The 4463-nt window shown below is 69.1% G+C and carries 5 protein-coding genes; all 5 read right to left on the bottom strand.

Going from position 1 to position 4463, the window contains the following annotated elements; all coding sequences use genetic code 11:
* A partial coding sequence (locus tag JMF90_RS25645) for an ATP-binding cassette domain-containing protein (protein ID WP_201325582.1) occupies positions 1–266 on the bottom strand: 266 nt, incomplete at its 3' end.
* Positions 267–270: 4 nt separating this feature from the next.
* Positions 271–1128, bottom strand: coding sequence for an urea ABC transporter ATP-binding protein UrtD (urtD, locus tag JMF90_RS25640; protein ID WP_006476695.1), 858 nt, complete (start codon positions 1126–1128; stop codon positions 271–273).
* On the bottom strand, positions 1125–2312 hold the full coding sequence (gene urtC, locus JMF90_RS25635) for an urea ABC transporter permease subunit UrtC (protein ID WP_027810756.1): 1188 nt from the start codon (positions 2310–2312) through the stop codon (positions 1125–1127). The genes urtD and urtC overlap by 4 nt, the downstream gene beginning before the upstream one ends.
* Before the next feature lies 1 nt (position 2313).
* The gene (gene urtB, locus JMF90_RS25630; protein WP_201316766.1) at positions 2314–3933 is read right to left on the bottom strand and encodes an urea ABC transporter permease subunit UrtB; all 1620 of its coding nucleotides are present in this window, start codon (positions 3931–3933) and stop codon (positions 2314–2316) included.
* Positions 3934–4081: 148 nt separating this feature from the next.
* Positions 4082–4463: transporter substrate-binding protein (locus tag JMF90_RS25625; RefSeq protein WP_201325581.1), on the bottom strand; the 382-nt coding region annotated here is incomplete at its 5' end.

Raw genomic sequence — 4463 nt, 5'->3', positions numbered from 1 at the left:
GGAAAGACGTCGCGGCCCTGCGGCACGTACGCGAGCCCGGCCGCGACGCGCGCATACGGCGGCAGTGCACCGAGCGCGGCGCCGCGCCACGACACGCTGCCGCTTTTCGCGGCGACGACGCCCATCAGGCAGCGCAGCAGCGTGCTCTTGCCGACGCCGTTGCGGCCGAGCAGCACGGTCAGCTTGCCGTCGTCGGCGGCGAGGTTCACGTTGCGCAGGATATGGCTGCCGCCGTAGTACTGGTTCAGCGCTTCGATTTTCAGCATCGCATCATCGTCCGAGGTAAGACTCGATCACCGCGTCGTCGCGCTTGACCTGGTCGAGCGTGCCGTGCGCGAGCACCGCGCCTTCGGCCATCACCGTCACGCGGCCCGTGTCGCCCGCGAGCGCCGCGACGAACTCCATGTCGTGCTCGACGACCATCATCGAGCAGGTGCCGCGCAGCGTGTTCAGCAGCTCGGCGAGTTCCATCGTCTCGTGGTCGGTCATCCCGGCCGCCGGCTCGTCGAGCAGCAGCAGCGCGGGGCGCTGCATCAGCAGCATGCCGATTTCGAGCCGCTGCTTCTGCCCGTGCGACAGCTCGCCGGCCGCGCGATACGCGTGGCTTTCGAGGCCGATCAGCGCGAGCGTTTCCTCGATCTTTCCCTGCGCGGTGCGGTCGAGCCGCGCGCGCAGCGACGCGAGCCAGCCCTTGTCGGTCTGCATCGCGAGTTCGAGGTTTTCCCACACCGGATGCTGTTCGAACACGGTCGGCTTCTGGAACTTGCGGCCGATGCCCGCCCGCGCGATCTCGGGCTCGTTCATCCGCGCGAGGTCGATCGTCTGGCCCAGAAACACCTTGCCCGCATCGGGCCGCGTCTTGCCGGTGATGACGTCCATCATCGTCGTCTTGCCCGCGCCGTTCGGGCCGATCACGCAGCGCAGCTCGCCCGCGTCGATCGCGAGCGACAGCTTCTTCAGCGCGCGAAAGCCGTCGAAGCTCACCTCGATATCCTCGAGATAGAGGATCGTGCCGTGCGACGTATCGATGCCGTCCGGCACGACGCGCCCCATCGACGCGCTGCCGCTGACGGCGAGCAACTCGTCTTCGGGCGGCGGCGTGAACTGGTAGAGAGCCGTTCCGTTCATGCGCGTTTCCCCTTCGCGAGCACGGTTTCGACGAGGCCCATGATCCCGCGCGGCAGCAGGAGCGGCACGAGCACGAAGATCAGGCCGAGGAAGAACAGCCAGTATTCGGCGAAGTACGCGGTGAAGAAACTCTTCGCGCCGTTCACCGCGAACGCGCCGACGATCGGCCCGATCAGCGTGCCGCGCCCGCCCACCGCGACCCAGATCGCCATTTCGATCGAGTTGCCGGGCGACATCTCGCCGGGATTGATGATGCCGACCTGCGGCACGTACAGCGCGCCTGCGATGCCGCACAGCACGGCCGACACGGTCCACACGAACAGCTTGTACGCGAGCGGGCTGTAGCCGAGGAACATCAGCCGCGTCTCGCCGTCGCGCACCGCGGTCACCACGCGCCCGAGCTTGCTCGTGACGATCGCGCGCGCGGCGATGAACGCGAGCACGAGGGTCGCGAACGTCAGCAGCAACAGCACCGTGCGCGTGCCCGGCGACGTGATCGCGAAGCCGGCGATGCGCTTGAAATCGGTGAAGCCGTTGTTGCCGCCGAAGCCCGTCTCGTTGCGATAGAACAGCAGCATCGCGGCGAACGTCATGGCCTGCGTGATGATCGACAGGTACACGCCCTTCACGCGCGAGCGGAACGTGAAGAAGCCGAACACCCAAGCGAGCACGGCCGGCACGAGCACGACCAGCGCGAGCGCCCACGCGAGATGCTGCGTGCCGCTCCAGTACCACGGCAACTGGTGCCAGTCGAGAAACACCATGAAGTCGGGCAGGTCGCTGCCGTACTTGCCGTCGCGGCCGATCTCGCGCATCAGGTACATGCCGATCGCATAGCCGCCGAGCGCGAAGAACAGGCCGTGACCGAGGCTCAGGATGCCGCAGTAGCCCCACACGAGATCGAGCGCGAGCGCGGCGATCGCATAGCACATCAGCTTGCCCGCGAGCGTCATCGTGTACGCGGACAGATGGAACGCGCTGGCTTCGGGCGCAACCAGCGCGGCGAGCGGCACGCCGATGCCGATCGCCACGCACAGCGCGACGAGCGCGAGCCACGCGCGGCGCGACAGCAGCGCGGGGCGGGGCGGCAGGCCGAGCGCGAAGCCGTCCGCCGCGCGCGCGGCGGCAGCGGGCTTCGACGCGTCGGCGACCGGGTTCGACATCGAATCGGTGTATGAAGTCACGTCAAGCCTCCGCGCTGCGGCCCTTCGAGGCGAACATCCCCTGCGGGCGTTTCTGGATGAACAGCACGATCATCACGAGCACCGCGATCTTCGCGAGCACAGCGCCCCAGAACGGTTCGATCGCCTTGCTCGCGAGGCCGAGCCCGAAGCCGCCGAGCACCGTGCCGGCGATCTGGCCGACGCCACCGAGCACGACGGCCATGAACGAATCGATGATGTAGTTCTGGCCGAGATCGGGGCCCACGTTGCCGATCTGCGACAGCGCGCAGCCGCCGAGGCCCGCGATGCCCGCACCGAATGCGAACGCATACGCGTCGACGCGGGCGGTCTTCACGCCGACGCAGGCGGCCATCCGGCGGTTCTGCGTGACTGCACGCACGAACAGGCCGAGCCGCGTCTTCGTCAGCACGGCCCACGCGACGAACACCACCGCGAGCGCGAACGCGAGGATCGCGAGCCGGTTGTACGGCAGGATCAGGTTCTGCATCACCGTCACGCCGCCGCTCATCCACGACGGGTTCACGACCTGCACGTTCTGCGCGCCGAACAGCATGCGCGTGGCCTGGATCAGGATCAGGCTCACGCCGAAGGTCGCGAGCAGCGTTTCGAGCGGGCGGCCGTACAGGTGCCGCAGCACGAGCCGTTCGAGCACGATGCCAACGAGCGCGGCCACCGCGAACGACACCGGCACGGCGACGAGCGGATACCAGTCGAATGCGCCGGGCGCGTAGCGCTGGATCAGCGTCTGCACGACATAGGTTGCGTACGCACCGATCATCAGGAATTCGCCGTGCGCCATGTTGATCACGCCGATCAGCCCGTACGTGATCGCGAGGCCGAGCGCGGCGAGCAGCAGCACGCTGCCGAGCGACAGGCCCGCGAACAACGTGCCGACGATTTCGCCGCGGCGCTGCAGCGCGTGCAACGTATCGAGCCCGTGTTGCGCGGCGTCGCGCACGCGTGCGTCGGGTTCCGCGTAGCTGCCGTCCGCGTTTTTCGCGACGAGCGGGCGCAGCTGTTCGATCATGTCGAGGTCGCTGCGCGCGGCCACCACTTGCACGGCTTCGAGACGCTTCGCCGGATCGGGATCGTGCAGCGCGGCGATCGCCCACAGCGCATCGAGGCGGCGTTTCAGCGCCGGATCGGTTTCCTTTGCGCGGGCGCGGTCGATCATCGGCTTGAGCGCCGGGTCGGGCGACTTCAGCAGCGCGTCGATCGCGTCGCGCCGCGCGGCCACGTCGGGCGACGCGAGCGCGAGGCCCGACAGCGCGCCGGTGATCTTCGTGCGCAGCAGGTTGTTCAGCATCACCGGCTGCGCGTCGCCGGCCGGCGTCGCGGCCTGCGTGAGCGCGTCGTGCGCGGTGTCGCCGGACTGGATCAGCAGGTGGCCGTCGCCGGTCGCGAGCGCATCGCCGCTCGACAGCGCGTTGAGCACCGCAACGGCACGCGGATCGGTGTCGGCGGCGAGCCGTTCGATCGCGGCCGTCTTCGCGTCGAAGTCGTCGCCGGCGAGCGCGGCGGTGTCGGCTGCCGTCAGCGCGAACGCGGCGTGCGGCAGCAAGCCCGCGAGGGCGGCGCATGCCACGATCGCGCGGGCGGCTCGGCGAAGGCGTGTAGGCATCGGGGAATCCTGTCGGGCGTGGGAAAGGGGAGCGGTGCGGCGTGGCGCCGGCGCGGGCGATGGGTCACGGCAAGCGCGGCCGGCACATCGGCAGCGGGCGAGCGTGCGTGCGGCACGTCGCACACGAAGCGCGACGTGCCGCACGGCGTCAGGCCAGCGCCGCCCGCTGCCGGCGCAGGAACGCCGGAATCGAGCTGACGACGTCCGGCTTGCCCTGGTTGCCCGCGATGAACGGGCTCCACGGCTGCGCACGCACGGCCGTCTTGGTCTTCCACACGACGTTGAACTGCCCGTCGCCGCGGATCTCGCCGATCATCACCGGCTTGTGCAGGTGATGGTTGCCGTCCATCGCGAGCGTGAAGCCCGACGGCGCGGCGACCGTCTGGCCGATCATCGCGACGCGCACCTTGTCGACGTCGGTGCTCTTCGCCTTCTCGACGGCCTGCTTCCACATGTGGATGCCGACGTAGGTCGCTTCCATCGGATCGTTGGTCACGCGCTTCGCGCCGCCCGGCAGGTTGTTCGCCTTC

The sequence above is a fragment of the Burkholderia sp. E168m23 genome, from assembly GCF_016586125.1.
Classification (GTDB): Bacteria; Pseudomonadota; Gammaproteobacteria; order Burkholderiales; family Burkholderiaceae; genus Burkholderia; species Burkholderia orbicola.
Note: the sequence above shows the minus strand (reverse complement) of the source record. Positions and strands in the feature narration are given on the sequence as shown.